Origin of the sequence: Echinicola jeungdonensis (genome assembly GCF_030409905.1) — a bacterium.
GTDB lineage: Bacteria > Bacteroidota > Bacteroidia > Cytophagales > Cyclobacteriaceae > Echinicola > Echinicola jeungdonensis.
This window is the reverse complement of sequence record NZ_JAUFQT010000001.1, coordinates 2,503,926-2,523,180: the sequence shown is the minus strand read 5'-3', so window position 1 is coordinate 2,523,180 and position 19,255 is coordinate 2,503,926. Positions and strand designations below refer to the sequence as shown.

At 39.6% G+C, this 19,255-nt stretch carries 13 protein-coding genes; 7 read left to right on the top strand and 6 right to left on the bottom strand.

Going from position 1 to position 19,255, the window contains the following annotated elements:
• Positions 1 to 6: 6 nt before the first annotated feature.
• Genes QWY93_RS10415 through QWY93_RS10400 form a run of 5 tightly spaced genes read left to right on the top strand, consistent with a single transcriptional unit; the run spans position 7 to position 7,759 of the window.
• Positions 7 to 4,611 (top strand): translocation/assembly module TamB domain-containing protein, encoded by a 4,605-nt coding sequence (locus QWY93_RS10415; RefSeq protein WP_290248177.1) that lies wholly within the window; start codon positions 7 to 9, stop codon positions 4,609 to 4,611.
• Between the two features lie 56 nt (positions 4,612 to 4,667).
• On the top strand, positions 4,668 to 5,228 hold the full coding sequence (locus QWY93_RS19685) for a deoxyribodipyrimidine photo-lyase (protein ID WP_353959633.1): 561 nt from the start codon (positions 4,668 to 4,670) through the stop codon (positions 5,226 to 5,228).
• Positions 5,195 to 5,962, top strand: coding sequence for a cryptochrome/photolyase family protein (locus tag QWY93_RS19680; RefSeq protein WP_353959632.1), 768 nt, complete (start codon positions 5,195 to 5,197; stop codon positions 5,960 to 5,962). Before QWY93_RS19685 ends, QWY93_RS19680 begins: the two co-directional genes overlap by 34 nt.
• Complete coding sequence (locus QWY93_RS10405) at positions 5,959 to 6,915, top strand: Smr/MutS family protein (RefSeq protein ID WP_290248176.1); 957 nt, start codon at positions 5,959 to 5,961, stop codon at positions 6,913 to 6,915. Before QWY93_RS19680 ends, QWY93_RS10405 begins: the two co-directional genes overlap by 4 nt.
• Before the next feature lie 7 nt (positions 6,916 to 6,922).
• Complete coding sequence (locus QWY93_RS10400) at positions 6,923 to 7,759, top strand: hypothetical protein (protein ID WP_290248174.1); 837 nt, start codon at positions 6,923 to 6,925, stop codon at positions 7,757 to 7,759.
• 6 nt (positions 7,760 to 7,765) lie between these two features.
• Here the strand turns inward: QWY93_RS10400 and QWY93_RS10395 are convergent, their stop codons facing one another.
• Entirely contained in the window at positions 7,766 to 8,911 is a 1,146-nt protein-coding gene (locus QWY93_RS10395; RefSeq protein WP_290248173.1) for a cystathionine gamma-synthase, read from the bottom strand.
• Positions 8,912 to 9,009: 98 nt separating this feature from the next.
• Between QWY93_RS10395 and QWY93_RS10390 the strand changes: the two genes are divergently transcribed.
• On the top strand, positions 9,010 to 9,735 hold the full coding sequence (locus QWY93_RS10390; RefSeq protein ID WP_290248172.1) for a TVP38/TMEM64 family protein: 726 nt from the start codon (positions 9,010 to 9,012) through the stop codon (positions 9,733 to 9,735).
• Positions 9,736 to 9,930: 195 nt separating this feature from the next.
• On the opposite strand, the gene QWY93_RS10385 is transcribed toward QWY93_RS10390, so the two are convergent.
• From QWY93_RS10385 to tilS, 5 genes are all read right to left on the bottom strand, one after another.
• Complete coding sequence (locus QWY93_RS10385) at positions 9,931 to 11,601, bottom strand: mechanosensitive ion channel family protein (RefSeq protein ID WP_290248171.1); 1,671 nt, start codon at positions 11,599 to 11,601, stop codon at positions 9,931 to 9,933.
• Between the two features lie 61 nt (positions 11,602 to 11,662).
• Entirely contained in the window at positions 11,663 to 14,389 is a 2,727-nt protein-coding gene (locus tag QWY93_RS10380) for an NHL repeat-containing protein (protein WP_290248170.1), read from the bottom strand.
• Positions 14,390 to 14,534: 145 nt separating this feature from the next.
• Entirely contained in the window at positions 14,535 to 15,473 is a 939-nt protein-coding gene (gene mdh / locus QWY93_RS10375) for a malate dehydrogenase (protein WP_290248168.1), read from the bottom strand.
• A 251-nt stretch (positions 15,474 to 15,724) separates the two neighbouring features.
• Positions 15,725 to 16,240: a Crp/Fnr family transcriptional regulator gene (locus QWY93_RS10370; RefSeq protein ID WP_290248167.1), complete on the bottom strand. Its 516-nt coding sequence runs from the start codon at positions 16,238 to 16,240 to the stop codon at positions 15,725 to 15,727.
• A gap of 6 nt (positions 16,241 to 16,246) precedes the next feature.
• Positions 16,247 to 17,569 carry a tRNA lysidine(34) synthetase TilS gene (tilS, locus tag QWY93_RS10365; protein ID WP_290248166.1) on the bottom strand — a complete coding sequence of 441 codons (1,323 nt, stop codon included), beginning with the start codon at positions 17,567 to 17,569 and terminating at the stop codon, positions 16,247 to 16,249.
• A 103-nt stretch (positions 17,570 to 17,672) separates the two neighbouring features.
• Here tilS and QWY93_RS10360 point away from each other — a divergent pair, with 103 nt between their 5' ends.
• On the top strand, positions 17,673 to 19,232 hold the full coding sequence (locus QWY93_RS10360; protein ID WP_290248165.1) for an OstA-like protein: 1,560 nt from the start codon (positions 17,673 to 17,675) through the stop codon (positions 19,230 to 19,232).
• The last annotated feature ends 23 nt before the right edge of the window (positions 19,233 to 19,255 follow it).

Here is a 19,255-nt window from a genome sequence, read left to right as displayed (position 1 = left end):
AATCGTTTGGAAAAGAAATCGAAAGTTACGGAATTTTTGTTGAAAGCCTTGAAGGGAATGCTCCGTGTAACCCTTTGGGTGTTGATCCTGTTTCTTTTGGTGGCCCTATCACTGCAGATTCCTTTCGTCCAAACGGAAACCATCCAACTTCTTACCCACCAACTGAGTGAAAACACTGATTTTGAAACAAAAATTCAAAAGGTAAACATCCGCTGGTGGGATGCCATCAGCCTGAGCGGGTTGACAGTCCACGACCACCAGGACAGTTTGATGGCCAATTTGGAAGAAGTTTATATTGATTTTTCTATCAAAGGTTTACTGGAAAGAGAAAATCCCGGAATAGATGAAATCCGCCTAAAATCCGGTAAATTGAGAATCATCACCCATGAGGAAGGGGAACTCCCAAATATTTCCACTTTCATTGCTAACCTTAATTCCATTTTAAGGATCAAAAAAAAATCAGAGAAGAAAAAATCCACCCGCTTTAACATTGACCGGATCACCTTTGAAGAAACCTCATTGGATATACTGAATTATAGCCGGCCGATCATAGAAGAGGGATTTGATTATAACCGGTTAAGATTTAGAAACCTGATAGGTGGAGCAGAAAACTTTTTCACCCAGTCCGATACCATTGGCTTTGACATCCTGTACCTACGAGGTCTGGAATCCAATTCCGGAATAGGATTCCAACAGCTCAGGGCTGATTTCAAATATTCCACGAAGGCAATGGAATTCAAGGACCTTTATTTTAAATCCAACCAAACAGAAATTAAAAATTACCTAAAATTTAGCTACGAAAACATCCAATCCCTGAGAGACTTCAATAATCAGGTGGACATTTTGGCCAGGCTGGACGAATCTGTCCTGGATATCAAGGACCTGAAGTTTTTCACTAAAAACATCCCCGATTTTGATGACAGGATATACCTAAGTGGGGAAATTACCGGAAAAGTCAGCGACCTTTATTCGGAAGAATTATTGGTCCGGTTTGGAGAAAGAAGTGCCCTTTTTGGAAAATTTAATATTGAAGGACTTCCTAAGTTGGACAGCACCTATTTTCAACTTTCCCTGGTAAATTCAAGCCTGACCAGCAAAGACCTTGCTCCATATCTGGATAAAGCTGGGAAAAAAGAAATAAATAAGTTTAAAGACATCCGGTTTGACAGCGACTTTACCGGATACCTCAACCATTTCACTGCGAATGGGGATTTCAGAACCCGCATCGGACATATTATTGGAAAACTCAATTACCAAAACACAAAAAATCAACCCAAATACAATGGCCGGTTGACGCTGAAGGACCTTGACCTTGGAGTTTTGATGGAAGATCCTGAAACTTTCCAAAAAGTGAGTCTGGAAGGCAATATCAAGGGAACAGGGGCCTCCTCCCAGTCCGCACTTTTGGAACTTGATGCCAATGTAAAAAAAATCGGGATCAACAATTATAATTATTCCGGAATCCAAACGAATGCCACTTATGGGAAAGACCTATTTAAAGGCCAACTTTCCGTCAGTGACCCCAATTTAAAAATCAACCTCAACGGAATCCTTGACCTCAGGGATGGAAAGGACTCTGCCCGTTTGACAGCCCAATTGGATACCGCCTTCCTAAAGCCCCTTAATCTTACAGAGAAGGAAACTTTTGTCAGTGGTGGCGTAGAACTGGACACCAAAGGCACCCATATCGATGAAATTGAAGGGATCGCTAGATTTAGGGACCTTTTGGTCAGTTATGAGGGCAGGAGTTTGACCGTAGACAATTTTTTCTTCCAATCCATCTTTACCAAGGATACCAGATTGATTTCTCTCAATTCAGACCTTTTGGTTGCCAGCATCACCGGAAAATTCAAAACAAAAGAAATATCCAAGGATATTCAAGAATTATGGAAAGAGTATTATGCCATTATCACGAATGCTGAATTAAAGGAGGAAAAAACTCAGGAAGCCCCTCTTGGGGATTACAGCATAGATATCAATATGCGGCTCAACGACATTAACCCGATTATCAACCTCTTTGCTCCCTCAGTTTATGTTTCCAAAAACACCCAAGTAGAAGGTGCTTTTTACCAGACCCAGGAAAACACCATTTTTAATTTTTACACCGGGATGGACACCATTGTTTATAACGGGCACTATTTTTTGGAAAATGACCTTGACTTCAACACAGCAAAAATCAGGAATTCAAAAGAAGTACTTGCTGCCTTTTATATTAATTCAAAACGCCAACAGCTTTCCTCTGGGATCAATTTCCACAACCTCAGCATGGAAGCTATATGGGATGAATCTGCGATAGATTTTAGTATTGGAATTGACCAATTAAAGACCAACAGCTACGCTAGGATTGAAAGTGAAATAGAGATCTTTAATGACTATACCTCTATTGTATTTGAGCCTTCTGACATTAAAATACTGGATCATATCTGGAAATTTTCTCCTGAAAATTCCATTATGATTTCAAAGGGCCAGATTGATGTGGACAACCTTAAGCTCTCCAACCGGGATCAATTCTTGGCCCTCAATGGCCGGATAAGTCCAAATCCAGAAGACATCCTCAGCATGGAAATCAATGATGTCAATTTGGATTTCCTCAACACTTTTGATGTGAAGGAGTATGAAGGAATAGCAAATGGCACCCTGGCATTTAATAATCTTTATGAAAAAACCGAAAGCAATGGCTCCCTGGAAATCAGGGATTTTCATATCAACAATTTCTTGGTCGGGGATATCTATGCGGCTACCTATTTTGAAAATGAAAGAATCAACCTTCAATTGACCAACTTCAGGGGAGATAAAAAAGTCATTGAAATCAATGGATATCTGGGAACCCAAAAGGAAGAACTGAACCTGGAGGGTAATTTTGAGGAAGCCAATTTATCTGTAATGGAGCCATTTTTATCCGACTATCTAACGGAATTTGGAGGAACGGTTTCAGGTAAAATCAATGTAGGGGGATCATTGGGAAGACCTGAAATCAATGGAGCCGGAAACCTAACGGGGGGAAGAGTCCGGATAAATTACCTGAACACCCTCTATACCGTTGATGGCAAAATTAATTTCAGTCCTAATGAAATAAGCTTTCGTGGGTTAAATGTTACTGATGTTCAAGGCAACCGTGCACAGCTAAGAGGGGGGATCGCTCATGACGGTTTTAAGGATTTTATTCTGGATATCTCTTCTGACCTGGACAATTTCCAGGTATTGAACACTAATATAAAAGACAATGAACTCTTTTACGGAACGGCATATGCTTCCGGAACCTTGGATATTTTGGGTGCGGCTTCCAACCTGGACATCAACGCCAATGCCACCACTGAGCCCAACACCAAAATTTATATCCCTATTGGCTCCACAGAGGGGCAAGCTCAGGAGGAATTCATCAACATCATCAATGTAAGGGATACCACAAAAACCATCTCCATTGAGGAAACCGTTGAAAAATTGGCCATCAAAAATGTAAGGATGAATTTCACCCTGGATGTGACCCCTGACGCTTTTGCAGAAATACAAATTGACCCAAGGACAGGGGAGAATATCCAAGGACGGGGCCGCGGAATTTTGAACTTGAACATTGATACACAAGGGGCATTTTCCATGCGAGGGGATTATGAAATTGTGGATGCCCAGTATAACTTCTCACTGTACAACGTAATCAATAAGCAATTTGAAATCCTTCCTGGCGGTAGAATTTCCTGGTTTGGCAACCCTTATGAGGGAATTATGAATATTAAAGCCACTTATGAGGAAAATGTTTCCCTGAGCAGCCTTCAAAACTCCTCAGAGCCCAGTCCGGAATTTGAAAACACGCAATTACACAGAAGGTATCCTGTTAAAGTAATCATGGACTTGCAAGGTCAACTGATGTCCCCAGATATTAACTTTGATTTTGACTTTTCGGAATTTCCTGAAGGGGAAGCCCAAACTACCATTTCAGCATTTAAAAACCGGATCGCCAATGATGAACAGGAAAAAAACAGGCAGGTATTTTCATTGATCATGATGAGGAGGTTCTCTCCCGAAGGGCAGTTCAACAGTGCAGGAATAGGATTTTCGAACCTTAGCCAATTGGTTTCTTCCCAGTTAAATGCTCTTATTTCCCAAGTGGACCAAAACCTGGAGATTGACTTTGACCTTGCCTCCCTGGATGAAACTGCCCTTGAATCTTTTCAACTCCGGGTTGCTTACACCTTTTTAGATGGAAGATTGAGGGTTACCAGGGATGGAACCTTTACCGACCCCCAGGGCAATGCAGACCTGGGAAGTATTGCCGGGGATTGGCAAGCCGAATACCTTCTTACTGATGATGGCAGATACAGGATCCGAATTTACAATAGGAATAATTTCAACATTTTCACATCACTAAACATCGCTGACAGGGTCAATACTTATGGGGTATCCCTTTCCCAAACCTTACTTTTCAGCTCCTTCAAGGAATTATTTCAAAACTTAAGGAAGAAAAGAAAGGAAAAAATGCTAATCAATGATTCAGACGATTTCCTTCGATATAAAACGGAAGAACAGTCCGAAGAAAGGTTAATTACCCCTTCTGGGCCTAAATCCGATAATACCGAAATTAACATTCTTGAAATGCCCTCCACTCCAGAAAATTAAAAGGGCTTTCAAACATTTTTTCACCTTATTGACTTTACATGTTAAAAGAAATGACCATGGAAAACATTACCATTTTTTGGTTTAGAAGAGATTTGAGACTGGAAGACAATACAGGGCTTTATTATGCCTGTCAAAATGAAAAAAATGTCCTTCCGCTTTTTATTTTCGATCAAGATATCCTTGAGGACTTGGAGGATAAAAAAGATGCTAGAGTTCATTTTATCCATCAACAAATTTCCCGTCTACATCAGGAATTGCAGGAATTGGGAGCAACCATTTTAGTTAAGCTCGGGAAACCGATGGATATTTTTAAAGAACTGGTAAAAGTTTATTCCATACAGGCAGTGTACACAAACCGGGATTATGAACCCTATGCCATCCAGCGAGACCAAGAAGTAGAAAAATATCTTCAAAACAAAGAAATTCCATTTTTGGAATTTAAGGATCAAGTCCTCTTTGAAAAAAATGAAATCACAACAGGAGAGGGCTCATTTTACAAGGTTTATACCCCCTACCGCAAAGCCTGGATGAAAAAATTTAATCAAGCCAATATCCCATCCTATAAAGCCAACTTTAATCATTTATGGAAAAAAAGCCTTTTCCACTTCCTTCCCTAAAGGATATTGGGTTTAAGGAATCAGACATTCACTTCCCTCCTCTTGAAATAGATAAATCCTCAATCAAAAAATATGACCAATTGCGGGACTTCCCCGAACTGGATGCCACAAGCCATTTGGGTATTCACTTGAGGTTTGGAACCATTAGTGTTCGGAAATTGGCCCAGGAAGCCCAAAATCTTAATGAAACCTTTTTAGGAGAGTTGATCTGGCGGGAGTTTTTCATGATGATCCTGTACCACAATCCAAAAGTGGTTAATCATGCTTTTAAGTCCCAATACGACAGGATTCCATGGAGAAATGACCTCGAGGAATTTCAAAAATGGTGCGATGGAAAAACCGGATTTCCAATCGTAGATGCAGGGATGCGGGAACTCAACCAGACCGGAAATATGCATAACAGGGTCCGGATGATCACGGCAAGTTTTCTTACCAAACACCTTTTAATTGACTGGCGTTGGGGAGAAGCGTATTTTGCAAAAAAATTACTTGATTACGAGTTGGCCTCCAACAATGGCAATTGGCAATGGGTTGCAGGAACAGGAACAGATGCTCAACCCTATTTTAGAATATTTAATCCTGAATCCCAAACCCAAAAATTTGACAAAGACAACAAGTACATCAAAAAATGGGTAAAGGAGTGGGGAACCGATCAATACCCACCACCCATGGTCAATCATAAAATGGCCCGGGAAAGGGCACTCAAAACATATAAATCTGCATTAAAACAATGAATATCGGAGACAAAGTAAGGCTATTGCACAGCCAGGAAGAAGGCATTATCACAAAAATTTCGGATAAGGGAAGGATTGAAATCGAAATTGAAGATGGCTTCCACATTCCTGCAATGAAAAATGAAGTGGTGGTAATCAGTAAAGCTGAAAAGGAACATTTTGGGAATAAAAAACCAGCGGAAGTAAAAACAAGCTCACCGACCCCTTCACAACCACATAAATCCCAGGAAGGTATTTTTCTCAGTTATGTCCCCATCAATGACAGGGACCTCAGCGTTCACCTGATCAATAATAAAAACCAGGATTTTGTATTTTCTGCTTCTGAAGTCCATGGGGAAAATTCCCGTACCCTATCTGCAGGAAGACTTGATGCGAAAACTTCTAAGAAACTGGATGAAAAAATCATAGGCCAGTTTGAAAAATGGCCGTATCTTTTGTTACAATTTATACCGGTGAATCATAAGCTGGAAAAAACCATCCCTCCCTTTGAGAAGAAAATAAAACTTAAGGCATCATCTTTCTTTAAAAGCAAAAGCAAAGCACCCATCACTGGGAAAGATGGATATTTGATTCCAGTTGAAGAGCAGTCTAAAGAGCTAAATGTCCAGGAATTGAACAAAGAGCTGGGCCAGGAAAAAGAAAACCCATCTCCCTCCCAACAATTCAAAAGGCCGGATAAGGAAATTGATCTCCACATAGAAAAGTTAAGGGATGATTATAAATCCCTCAGCAACAGCGAAATGTTAAGGGTCCAAATGGAGAATTTTGAGCGCAACCTCAATTATGCTATAGCATCTGGCATGGATGAAATAACATTTATTCATGGGATTGGCAATGGTGTATTGAAAAAAGAAATCCATAAATATCTCAGCCAATTGGAAAATATTAAGTATTTTCAAGACACCCAAAAGAGCCGGTTTGGATATGGTGCCACCCTGATAAGAATAAACTAACCTCCCTATGAACCACCAAATATCTCCTATTTTCCAGTTCTTTGATCAGCAATATCACCTGGCCAAAAAGGATTTTGACACACTAAGCAAACAATTTAAATCCAAAAAGGCCATAGACCTGGAAGAAAGGCTGATATACCTGGAAATCTATACCGACTTGCTGAGCAGAATTCATTTTGATGAAAAGAAATTAAAGTTTCAACTGTTCAACCCCTTCAAACCCATTTTCAAATGCCTGAAAATGGTATTGCATATCAAATTGACCCAGAAAGCCTTATTGGATGCCTCCGGAAAAAAAAGGGCTATTTATGGCTCATATGAGCAATTTTTAAACAAAGAAAAAAACAAGCTTTATATTTCCACTTATGATTTGATCATAAGTACACCTTTGGAAATTTGGGACGAATTATACAAAGAAGCTTATGACCACAGCATTGGATTAAAGCCCTTGATGATCAATACCTCAACTACCCAGATTATCAATGAGGAATTGGACTTTTTTAAATACGACAGCCAAAAGGAGCTGGGCCCCAAAGAAATCAAAGACATTTATGAGGGCCTTCAGGTTATTATAACCCTGGAAAACTTACGAATGGTAACGGGTCTAAATTCCACTTTTACCCATGAAATCCATCAAAAGATGAATATTCTTAGCCATCTTTTGTATAGCTGGTACCAAAATCACCTTTTCCTGCAACATTTGATTTTTTACCTTGCCCAAAATGAAGAAATTCCGGATAAAAAATACCTTCAGCTTCTCGACAAGATCAAACAACACAAAAAAAAGCTAACCACTCAAGTGGTTAGCCAGTGTCAATACCTATTTACCAAGGTTTTAATTTAACCTTTTTTACAATTGGTCCAACGCCTTGAAAAGGTCGTTTTTCAGGTCCTCTGCATCCTCTACCCCAACGCTTAGCCTTATAAGGGAGTCGGACAAGCCTACTTTTTCCCTTTCCGCCTTGGGAATGCTGGCATGAGTCATTGAAGCCGGATGACCGCAAAGGGACTCTACACCTCCCAATGATTCCGCCAGGGAAAATATTTTCAAATTTTTGAGTATGGTAAAAGCATCTTCCATTTGATTGCCTGCCAGGGTAAAAGAAATCATTCCTCCAAAATCTTTCATTTGACTGGCAGCAACCTGATGGTTGGGATGATCTTCAAAACCGGGCCAATAAACCTTTTCCACCTTGGGGTGATTCCTTAAATAAGAGGCTATGGTTTTACCATTTTGACAGTGCCTTTCCATTCTCAGGTGTAAGGTTTTGATCCCCCGCAGCACTAAAAAACAATCCTGTGGCCCAGGTGTTGCACCGCAGGAATTTTGAATAAAGGACAGATCCTCAGCCAACTTATCATTATTGACTACCAAGGCGCCCATTACCACATCAGAGTGTCCTCCCAAATATTTGGTCACAGAGTGCATCACCAGATCTGCTCCCAAATCCATTGGGGTTTGGAGATAAGGTGTAGCAAAAGTATTGTCCACTCCTAAAAGCACATTATGTTTTTGGGCAATTTTGGCCAAACCCTTTATATCGATGATATTCATCATAGGGTTGGTAGGGGATTCTGCCCAAATCATTTTGGTTTTATCGGTAATATACTTTTCAATAGATTCTGGGTTTTCCATGGAAACAAAATGGAATTTAATCCCAAATTTGTCAAATACCTTTGTAAACAATCGGTAGGTTCCCCCATAAAGATCATTGGTGCTGATCACCTCATCTCCGGGTTGAAATAGTTTTAAAATTGCATCAATAGCAGCCATACCAGAAGAAAAACAAAGGCCATGCTTACCATTTTCCAGGGCTGCCAGGCTATTCTGTAAGGCATTTCGAGTGGGGTTGTGGGTCCGGGAATATTCATACCCCTGATGATTTCCTGGGGAACTTTGCACATAAGTTGAGGTTTGAAAAATCGGGGTCATAATTGCCCCTGTAGATGGGTCTGGATTCACACCGGCATGAATCACTTTTGTTCCAAATTTCATAATGGCTAAAACTATTATTGCTAAATACTTACTTCAATGATAACAAACTGAGCTAATGTAAATAAATTTCCTAATTTCGACCCAGATTTACTTTAAAAATGCCTAAAAAAGAGTCCTATTTAAAACGGATTAAAGATATTCATTTACAAAACCCCGCCATTGCTTTCTCTTTTTTGTGGGTTTTGGTGGTTCCCACCCTGGGTAGCAGCTTGCTATTAAAGGGATTATACACCAATGGCCTTGATTGGAACAAGTATGATCTTTATGCTCCGGAAATAATAATCGGGCTAACCTTAACAGGTGCCTTATTAATGGGGCTTGCCATTACTCCTACTACCATCCTGGCTATTGCGACTGGATTTCTTTGGGGTTGGAAGGCTTTTTTGCCTTTAGTAATCGCCTACGCTATGGCCAGTCTGATGGGTTATTTTTTGGGAAAAAGACTTGGGCAGAACAGTTTGGAAATCATTTTAAGCAACTATCCAAAAGCTGACCGGCTCATCCAAGATAAAAAAGGGAAATGGGGAAAACTGATTTTTTATATCAGAATCAGCCCAGTAATCCCTTTTGCCCTTTCTAATCTTCTTTTTGCATTGTTAAAAACCGGCTGGAAAAATGTTTTGGTATATGGCACTTTGGGAATGTTACCCAGAACGCTAATGGCTTTCACCTTGGGTACCTATGCAGAATCTTTTATTCAAGCATTTGAGGGGCAGGAAAACAATGGACAAATCCTTATTTTAATTTCCCTGATGATATTGAGCCTTTGGGGGATTTTCCGTTTTTTCAAGAAGAAATCCCCAACCAAAAAGGTAAAAGGTTAAGGCATGCCTCTATTTGGAATGCGGTTGGATAACATCCAAATAGGTTAATAAGAGTAAATTATTTAGTTGGATATTTGGCTAAGGGTATAGAGAAAAGCTTCACAACCTTTTCCTTGATCGCAACATATTTTTGCCTACAAAAAATTGCATTTAATCAACACTGAATTTACAAAAAACTGATCATGCCCCTACTCATCAATTAGAACCTTTCCCTATATCTGATTTAATAAACTCTTCCAACTTATTCCTGTATTTCCCCATATCCTTTTCATATACGGGGTTCCAACCTTCTTTTTCCGGGAAGGTATCCATATGCAAGGTTTGGGTTGGAAAGGCAAAATTAACGCCTAGTTTTTTTGCTAGTTTTACTATTTGGATTAGCACTTCATGTCTTGCATGCAATTCCTGAGGCCATGTTGGTACTTCAAAAAAGATATAAAACATGATATCCAAGCTATATGCGGACATGTTATTAAAATACACATTGTAATAATCTTTTCTGGTATTTGGGTGATTGACAACAATCTCCCTGAGTCCTTCCACAAAAATATTGATCAATTCCGGTGGCGTATCATAGGTAATAGTAACGGTGGAATAAAATCTTCTATAATGCCTCAAACCATGGTTATCAATGGTGGCATCTGCAATTTTCCCATTAGGGATATACATCAGGGAATTTCGGAAAGTCCTGACCCTAGTAGATCGGAACCCAACCTCCTCCACAGTACCATCCACATCCCCACTGGTAATCCAATCCCCCACTTGAAAAGGCTTATCAATAAAAATCATGATGGATCCAAAGAAATTTTTGATGGTGTCCTGGGCTGCCAATGCAAATGCCAAGCCCCCAATGGATAAACCGGTAAGAAATGGAATGATATCCAATTGCAGTCCATCCCGGAGAATAAAAAGGGAACCTATGATGATGATAAAGGCTTTTAAGGTTTTCCTCACCAATGGGACCAATTGATCATCCAGGTTGGAGTGGGTTTTTTCAGCCTGCCGTTCAAAGTATGCCGACAAAACATCAGCTAATTTGTAAAAGACGATGGTAATAATAAATGGCTTTGCGGCATTGAGTATTATGGTAATCCAGGAAACAATTTCTATAGGGAGCTGAAGGACCCGGATGAAAATATCCAGCAGCAAAACGATCAAATAAATACTGACAATTCTAGCAACAGGAAGCAGGTATTTTTCCGCCACTTTCCCATAACCAAACCTTTCCAATACATAAAAGAGTACCCGATCAACAATAAAGGTAAAAAGCTTATGTGCACTAAAGACAAATAGCACCAAGATAAAGATCCCTACCAACTGCCACAAATGAAGCCCTAAATACTCCTCATGGCCAATTTGCGGTAAGAGGTTCAACAATTTATCTGTCCCATATGGATAAGTTTCCTTGTGGAGTTGATCGATTTGGGAAACGGTAAATTTAGAAAATTTCCATTGTTGTCCATCCTTCTCCAAAAACACCCTGGGTAGGCGATTTGAATCAATAAAGAATTTGCTTTGAAAATTACGAGTGGAGTCCACATAATTCGGATCATTAGGCACTTCATCCATCTCCACATACACCCCCATCCCATCAATGATCTGTTTTAGTTTTACGGCCAACTTTTCAGGACTCCCTTCAAAACCCGAAGGGAGATTAAGGGTTTTTGAGGCTATTTGGGGGTGATAGTGATCCTCTTGTAAATTATAAAAAAAGGTTAATGTCGTATGATAAGGTGAAGTCAAATTCTGATACCTCACCGTATCCGATAACAAAGGAGCAGGCATGGAAGTATTTTCCTGAGCTTCTGATAATGATGCCAGGGCCAAAAATAGCCCCAAAAAAAACAAACGAAGATTTATTTTCATTTCAAACATTTATTATCCTTTCGTTTCCCCAACCATTATTATTGCCAATATTCAACAGTTATTAAAGTGGCATTTTATAGGCGGCAAACTGGTTTTGGTTGACGGCGTATATACTATATTCGTTTTTGCTTCCTGAATATTTCACTTCCAATTTATTTTTACCACTGATCGGGCGGGTATTGAGCAATTCACCCTCAAGGTTATATAAGTATATGAACTCCTGAACCTTGTCAATAATAACAAAAATGTTTTTATCAGAACCAAAGGAGAAAAACTGGAATTCCAAATCATCTGACACCATATTTTTCTCAAACAATTCCTCCTGTTCGGCATTTAAAACCGATACTTTATTGTATTCATGAACCACATATAAATATTGGTCCTCGGATTGGTCTTTTACTAAACTAAAATGAGTGTTTTTGTCCGGACGAACCAGCTGGTTCCTATAGGTCAACTCTCCTCTAAAGTTTACCTTGACCACTTCTCCTTCTTCGGAAATGGTGGCCAGCTGGGTTTCTCCTTCATCCCCTCTTTGAATAAGAACATAATCGGTACTGATCCCCTCCCCCAAGTTCACTGGCCCGCCAGTTTGCAACTGTCCCCTCCTGTTCATCAGGTAAAGCTCTCCGTTTTCATTTAAAGCTATCATAAAATCCCCAATTCCGGAAAGCCGGTGATGGGCAGGCTTTGCTGCTAATCTTCCTGAGGTTTTTCGCGGGGTCCAGCCATCCAGGTTATTTCCCCTTTTATCAAAGATATATAAATTACCATTGGATAAGGCGACAAAATAACGGTAATCCCGGGTATTATTATAATCCACCAAACTCATATGGGTTAGTTTCTCACCTTCTGGCAAACGAATCGGATACCCAGGCAAAGCTTCTCCTAGTCGGTCAAATGCATAAATGGCTTTTTCGGTGGCAAATAACACCTGAAGTTTTCCATTTTTGTAATAGTCTATTTGATAAACATCACCTACTATGGGACTGTTGAGGCCCTTATCAAAAATCCTCTCCCCTTCATCATTGAAAAAATGAATTTGGTTCATTTCATCCTGAACCAAAAAATCTGTGCTTTTATCATTAAAATTTTCAATGGCCTGAGGACCGTAGGTCAAAGATTCACCAAAATGAATGGACATACTTTTGGCAAGTAATATATCTTGCACCGATTTTATGGGGTCCAGGTTATACCCCAGCTCCAGGTTCATATATTGATGATCATTGATCTCACTTAATTGCAAAGCTACCAAATCAATGGACTTTAACTGAGGGGCATATTTTTGTAGCAATGCCTGCCATTCCGGGGTGGTAACTTGCAATATGGTATTCCAAAAACGTGGAATATTGATGATAAAATTAAACCCTGCATTTTTTGAAATACCATCTAAAAAGCGCCTTTGGTCTAATGACCTGCCCCAAGTATTGTCATTATAAACATCATCTAAAAACACCTTAATGGCCTTGATATTATTACTCATAACCAGCATATCCTCATAACCCGTTACAAATGTCCTGGGAAAACCGATAAACTGCCCTTCAAACAAATGCCCGGGAAATTCCGGAAGGTTAATCATAAATACTTCATTGTCCTTATAGTAATCACTGATCACCCGGCTGGAATCCCCTTGATTCATTTCTAAACTAAAAGCTTTCAAGGTATTGATCTGCTCCTTCAAATTAACGGATTTCATTATCAGGATTTTGTCGGCCTCCATATTAGGCATTCCTTCCAGGGTCAAATAGCCAATTTCCCCTGTCAGATTTTTCATAAACCCTTTGTTGAGGACATGTTTTTCTATTTCACCTTTAAGGGTGTTCTTTTGTTCAAATGCATGGTTGTAAATGGCTTTCACTTGACTTGGATCAGCTACATTATATTGGTAATATAAGGCCGTCCTATTGGAAATATAATTGCTAAACAAGCTCCCTCCTCCTGATTCTGAAGTGGTAAAATCCATTGGCTCGCCATCCAGGTAAAAAGTAAAACCATCCAAAAACACCTTATTTTTGGCAAATTTCAGGTCAAGGTTGGCGGCCATATTATGTTGGGAAAAATCCTGCACAAATTCCAGATCATTTTCACGAGTTATCCCCTGGACAAAAGCTGCCACCCCTTTACTTCCCATCCGGAATACCCCCAACTTATCTTTGGGAACTGAGCTCGAGTTATAAAGCTCCTTATAAGTATCTTTAAAACTGTTGATTTTTTCAGATTTTACATGCCTTACGGCCTCCTCAATCAAAAAGGAATTATAGCTTGCCACCAAAACATTGCCCAACAGGGCATAGCTCAGCGCAGTTTGCTGGTCCTTATCCTGGTATTCGAAAATAGTTTCTCCACTATAATTCCGGGAATTTATTTGACCATTTCCCTGGGATTTAGGCTGGACGGATTTTAAAAATGCGGTATGCTTTTGATTTTTAAATCCTACCAAAAATAAAAAGTCAAATTCTGATTTGGCAGTGGGGTGCAATGAAACGATAAATTGGTGGCCACTGAGGGCATTTTCCAATTCCCCGGATGCCCCAGTAAGACTGTCCAAAGCCCCTAGCTGTTTTTCCACCCCTTTAAGAGAAGGAACATCTGACAACCTTCCCCAAATAGGTTGACTAACAAGCTGATTCCAAACATTTACCGGCTCGGAAGTTTCAAATACAAAAATTGCATCGGAACCAACCAAATCAGCAGCATCCAATTGTCTGGTAAAAAAGGAAGACCTATAAAATAAATAGCCTGCAAGGCCAAGGATGATTACCAAAACAATCACCAATATTCGCTTGATCATATTCACCGGAGCATTTTCATTTTATCTTAAATCGACGTAAAATAAAAACATGCATTTGTACTTTCAAATTATCCTATAGGCAAAAAAACAAAAAATCCCGGCCTTTCAACCGGGATTTTCAATGTTATTACTTTTCAAGTAAGGATTATTTGCTGGCAATGTTTTCCAATACACCCATTACTTCTTTTACGTGAGATCTTGAAGTTTCCAACAAGGCTTTTTCTTCCTCGTTCAGATCCAGTTCGATCACTTTTTCAACTCCATTCTTACCAAGGATAACAGGAACACCAAGGTAACAGTCATCGATACCGTATTCGCCATCCAGTTTAATGCACACTGGGAATACTCTTTTTTGGTTTTTGATGATGGATTCCACCATTTGTGCAGCAGCAGATCCTGGGGCATACCATGCAGAAGTACCCATCAGTTTCACCAATTCACCGCCACCAAATTTGGTCCTTTCGATGATGGCATCCAATTTATCCTTTGCGATCAGTTCAGTAACAGGGATACCCGCTACTGTAGTATATCTTGGGAGAGGAACCATGGTATCACCATGACCACCCATTAAGATTGCTTGGATTTCTTTGGGAGAAATGTCCAATTCCTCAGCTATAAAAGCCCTGTATCTAGCAGTATCCAAAATACCCGCCATTCCCAATACTTTGGTTCTTGGCATTTTTGAAGTTAGATGAGCCTGGAAGGTCATCACATCAAGAGGGTTGGAAACTACTACGATGATGGCCTCTGGAGAATGCTTGATCACATTTTCTGTCACCATCTTCACGATACCGGCATTGGTTTCGATAAGATCATCACGAGTCATCCCAGGTTTACGAGGCAATCCGCTTGTAATGACCACCACATCAGAGTCTGCAGTTTTGGAGTAATCATTGGTGCTGCCCACAGTTTTGCTATCATAAGCATTGATTGGGGCTTTTTGCCAAATGTCCAAAGCTTTCCCTTCAGCTACGCCTTCTTTAATATCCACCAAAACAATTTCTTCGGCGATTTCTCTGTATGCCAACACATCGGCGCAAGTTGCACCTACGTTACCAGCTCCAACTACGGTTACTTTAGTCATGATTTATGATTGATTTTTAATTTGAATTGAACTTTTGAAAAGCTCCGCTAAGATATTAAACAATGCCTATTTAATAAAGCAATATCCTGATTTGTTGATGGATTTCGCCCTGATTTTTAACCACCAAAAAGCATTTACGCAACATTTGCACAAAAAACGGCTTCACAACCCACCCAAAAGCTATTTTTTATATGCTTCCTTCTTTCAAAAAAACAACTAAATTTTGCCCCTTATCCTAATTCGCAATCAACCTACTCAAACATTTGTCTTAGATTAAAGAAGCCAAAAGAATTTTGGTAAGCTGAAAAAAGTTGGTTATTATTTTTATTATAAAACTCGGCCAGGGAATCCAGCATTTTGGCTTTGATCCTGGGACTGCTGTCAAAAACCTCCTGGATAGCGTAATTGGGAATAACCACCAATTCAGCTTCTTCAGACTCCACTAATGCAGTGTAAATTCTTTTTGCATCCTGTAAAAGGGAATTTTCCCCAAATGCCACTCCTTTCCTTACCTTTAAGATGGTTTCAAAGTTATCTTTAATATCAATATTTAAGGTGATTAATCCTTTTTTGACAATGTACAAAGCCTGACTGGGGTCATTTCTAAAAAAAACCACTTCTCCCCTAAGGTATTTACGGTAATGAATGGCGGATAAAAAATGGTACATCTCCGAATACATCAACTTATTGAAAAATTGGGTTTTAGATAAAAAATCAAATAATTCCAATTCCGATTCACTGTAAGTTCTTTTAAAAGGATTAAGCATCTTCAGCTATTTTTGTTTTATATATAACACAGTATTGGTCGCAGATGTAAGTTTAAAACGGTCATCCACCCTGTATCCCATGACCCAAGCAATCTCTCCATTGGCAGTACACAGTACCCTTACCTTTCTTTTCTGAATAAGGGGTACCTTCAAATCTATCAAAAAATCACTTATTTTTTTAAATTTTCTCATCCCTAATGGCCGGAATTTATCCCCTTCCTCCCATTTTCTAAGTAATAAGGGGAACTTCAGTTTATCCCGGTCAAGCATGGCATTATGTGGATTGTTGTCCAATTCATCCATTTCCCTCAGCACCATAAGGTCATAATAATTGTCCCCAACTTCAAACCCAAAATCGGTCTTATCAATTTGAGTGGGCAGAGTTTCTTTTGATTTTTCACCCAAATAAATGTATTCCCGGTCCAAATTGACCAAATAGCCCTCAGAGAAAAAACTTTTCCCCGATTCTCCAAGGGAAATACTAGTCAACAGATCATCCATCTGGGAAGCATTAAACCCAAATTCCCTAAGCCAATAAAACAACAGAGACTTTTGCCCAGGAACGTTTTCCAATACCTTGGCAGGAAGGCACTGGAAATCCCCTTCCCTAACCAAATGTTCATTTAACCATTGTTCATACAAATAAAAAAAAGCCTTGCCTCCATCTTTTAGTCGGGTAAAACTCTGACTCAAGTTTTCCAATGCCATTGGGTCAAACTTTTTTATCAATGGCAAAACTTCATTTCTTAAAAAATTCCGTTTGTAATCACTTTTGGCATTAGAGCTGTCTTCCCGCCAAGCCAGTTTTTCTTTTGCAGCAAACCCCTCCAATTGGGCCCTGTCAAATGTAAGTAATGGTCTGATTATATTGCCTCTTACCTCTGCCATACCGAATATTCCATCAATGCCTGTCCCCCTTAACAAGTTAAGAAGAATGGTTTCCAATTGATCATCGGCGTGATGGGCAACCAATATTCCATCCATATGGTGTTCTTTCGCCAATTCTCCAAACCATTGGTATCGAAGGTCCCTGGCTGCCATCTGGGTAGAAATTCCTTTTTCAGCGGCAAAGGCTTTGGTTTCCATTTTATTTACAAATACCTCCACCCCCCATTCAGATGCTAATGAGCGGACAAAGGCCTCATCTTCATTGCTTTCCTCCCCTCGTAATCCAAAATTACAATGGGCCATCGCAAAAGGAATCCCTCCTAGCTTAAGCAATTTGGCCAAGCATACACTATCCAAACCACCGCTGATAGCGAGCAGGTACCTTTTTTCAGTATCCAAAAGATTTTTTTCTCGTATATGACGGATAAACTGTTCAAGCATGAATCAAAAGTACCATTTTTGATTAATTTTGCCGTTGATAAAAGGGATAATGCAAAAAAAGAAATTCACATACTTTCTATTTCTATATTTTATTAGTTGGGGAATGTCAAGTGCCCAAACCAGTGGCACTTCGGCTAATAATCAGTTGGAAATCATCCAGGCAGAAAGCCTCCGGGGTGGCCGTGGTTTTGAGCGATTGATCAAGGATGTGATCATGAAGCATCAAAATTCTATGATATACTGTGATTCTGCCCATTTTTACAGCCAGGAAAATATTGCCAAGCTTTTTGGAAATGTAAAAATCGAAGACCAAAAAGACCCGGTAACCACCACCAGCCATTACGCGGAGTATGACGGCAATACCAGGGTAGCCAAACTCAGAACTAATGTAGTCTTCAAAAATGAAGGAACAACCCTTTATACCAACTTCCTTGATTATAACCGAAACAATGGGATAGCCAATTATTTCAATTCCGGAAAAGTTGTGGATACCACGAATGTACTAACCAGTGAAAAAGGCCTTTACAACACCCAAATCGAAAAAATCACCTTTACGGAAGACGTGGTTCTGGAGAACCCAGAATATACTTTAAGATCCAATATCCTATATTATAAAACAGTCCCTAAGACGGCAGAAACTGAAGGCATTACCAATATCATTTCCAAGGAAGGCAATAAGTTGAATGCCAAAAAGGGAAGTTTCTATGATACCGAGAAAAAGATTTTCAGGTTTTTTGAGGGCGAGGTAGATTCAGAAGAATCTAGGGTAATGGGAGAAACCCTCTATTATGATGAAAATAAAAAGTATTACGAAGCCCAGAAAAATGTAAGTATCTTTCACAAGGAAAGGAAAGTGGAAATTTTCGGGGAAGAAGGGAAATACTGGGAAGAACGCAAATATTCCAAAGTTTATGGTAATGCTTTGGTTCAGAAATATTTTGAGTCTGACACGCTATACATGATCGCAGACACCCTGATTAGCCAAGACAGTGAAAAAGCTTCCATTCGATATTTGAAGGCATTTGCTAATATGCGATTGATAAAAGGGGATTTAGCAGGAAGAGCTGACTCCACAGTTTACCATTATTCGGATTCCACCATTTACCTTTATGATGACCCCTTATTATGGAACAATGACAGCCAAATTTCTGCTGACAGCATCCATTTCCTAATTGCCAATGAAGATATTGACAAAGCTTTTTTAAGAAAAAATGCTTTTGCCATAACCACAGACACACTTAAAAATTATAACCAAATAAAAGGACGGGAAATGACCGGGCATTTTACTGAAGGGGATCTGACCCGTCTGGATGTGGAAGGCAATGGGGAATCCCTTTATTTTGCTCTGGAAAATGATACCACAATGAAAGGCCTCAACAAATTATTATGCGGTAAAATCTTCATGCACTTTGAGGATGGCGAAGTAGTGAAAATTAATCATACTGTAAAACCGGAAGCCTCGTTTACCCCAACCTTTATGATTCAAGAGGAAGAAACCAGATTAAAAGGTTTTGATTGGCGGGTAGATGAAAGGCCTACAATGGAAATTATCAGGAATTGGAGAACTCCAGTCAGAAAAGAGGCAGATCCATTTAATTTTTTCCTGGAGCCAGATGTAGTTATACCCTACCCTGACCATGAAAAAATCCAGCGTTTTTTGTGAAAGGATTCGAAAATCAAAGCTTA

Bases quoted from the DNA above. Each gene is read 5' to 3' on its own strand.
- QWY93_RS10395 (WP_290248173.1), bottom strand. From the start codon at position 8,911: ATGAAATTTGGAACAAAAGTGATTCATGCCGGTGTGAATCCAGACCCA.
- QWY93_RS10390 (WP_290248172.1), top strand. From the start codon at position 9,010: ATGCCTAAAAAAGAGTCCTATTTAAAACGGATTAAAGATATTCATTTA.
- QWY93_RS10400 (WP_290248174.1), top strand. From the start codon at position 6,923: ATGAACCACCAAATATCTCCTATTTTCCAGTTCTTTGATCAGCAATAT.
- tilS (WP_290248166.1), bottom strand. From the start codon at position 17,569: ATGCTTGAACAGTTTATCCGTCATATACGAGAAAAAAATCTTTTGGAT.
- mdh (WP_290248168.1), bottom strand. From the start codon at position 15,473: ATGACTAAAGTAACCGTAGTTGGAGCTGGTAACGTAGGTGCAACTTGC.
- QWY93_RS10405 (WP_290248176.1), top strand. From the start codon at position 5,959: ATGAATATCGGAGACAAAGTAAGGCTATTGCACAGCCAGGAAGAAGGC.
- QWY93_RS10370 (WP_290248167.1), bottom strand. From the start codon at position 16,240: ATGCTTAATCCTTTTAAAAGAACTTACAGTGAATCGGAATTGGAATTA.
- QWY93_RS19685 (WP_353959633.1), top strand. From the start codon at position 4,668: ATGGAAAACATTACCATTTTTTGGTTTAGAAGAGATTTGAGACTGGAA.
- QWY93_RS10360 (WP_290248165.1), top strand. From the start codon at position 17,673: ATGTCAAGTGCCCAAACCAGTGGCACTTCGGCTAATAATCAGTTGGAA.
- QWY93_RS10385 (WP_290248171.1), bottom strand. From the start codon at position 11,601: ATGAAAATAAATCTTCGTTTGTTTTTTTTGGGGCTATTTTTGGCCCTG.
- QWY93_RS19680 (WP_353959632.1), top strand. From the start codon at position 5,195: ATGGAAAAAAAGCCTTTTCCACTTCCTTCCCTAAAGGATATTGGGTTT.
- QWY93_RS10380 (WP_290248170.1), bottom strand. From the start codon at position 14,389: ATGATCAAGCGAATATTGGTGATTGTTTTGGTAATCATCCTTGGCCTT.